1 protein-coding gene is annotated in these 589 nt (G+C 63.3%); it reads left to right on the top strand.

Annotated features, from left to right (window positions below; translation table 11 throughout):
- Positions 1-589 (top strand): prolyl oligopeptidase family serine peptidase (locus ENZ75_RS33680; RefSeq protein WP_164888275.1); only part of this gene is annotated, 589 nt, incomplete at both ends.

The following is a 589-nucleotide window of genomic DNA, read 5'->3' as shown; positions in this document are numbered from 1 at the left end:
GATGGACAATGTGCGCGGCAAAGTCGTCGTCTGCGAGCGCATGGATGGCAACTGGTCGCTGAAACCGGTGGCGCTGCCCGAAAATGGCAATGTCGGCATCAGTCATGCCGAGCAGTTCGGCTCGAGTGTCTCCTTCTCCTTCACCGATTTCCTGACCCCGAGTTCGATCATCTGGTCCGACGACAATGGCGAGACGCTCGCCACCGTGAAGTCGCAGCCGGCGCGTTTCGATGCCTCGCCGCTGATCTCGGAACAGTTCGAGGCGCGCTCCAAGGACGGCACGATGATCCCCTATTTCGTCGTCAGGCGGCGCGACCAGAAAGGTCCGGTGCCGACGCTGCTTTACGGCTATGGCGGCTTCGAAGTGCCGCTGCTGCCCGGCTATGCCGGCGTGCGTGGTAAGCTGTGGCTGGAGAAAGGCAATGCCTATGTGCAGGCATGCATCCGCGGCGGCGGCGAGTTCGGCCCAGCCTGGCATCAGGCGGCGCTCAAGGGCAATCGCCAGAACGGATTCGACGATTTCGCAGCGGTCGCGCAGGACGTCGTCAAGCGCGGCATCGCGACAGCAAGCTCGCTCGGCATCCAGGGT

It is taken from the genome of Mesorhizobium sp. M7A.F.Ca.CA.002.04.1.1, assembly GCF_004022805.1.
Lineage (GTDB): Bacteria > Pseudomonadota > Alphaproteobacteria > Rhizobiales > Rhizobiaceae > Mesorhizobium > Mesorhizobium ciceri.
This window is presented reverse-complemented; position numbering and strand designations above follow the sequence as displayed.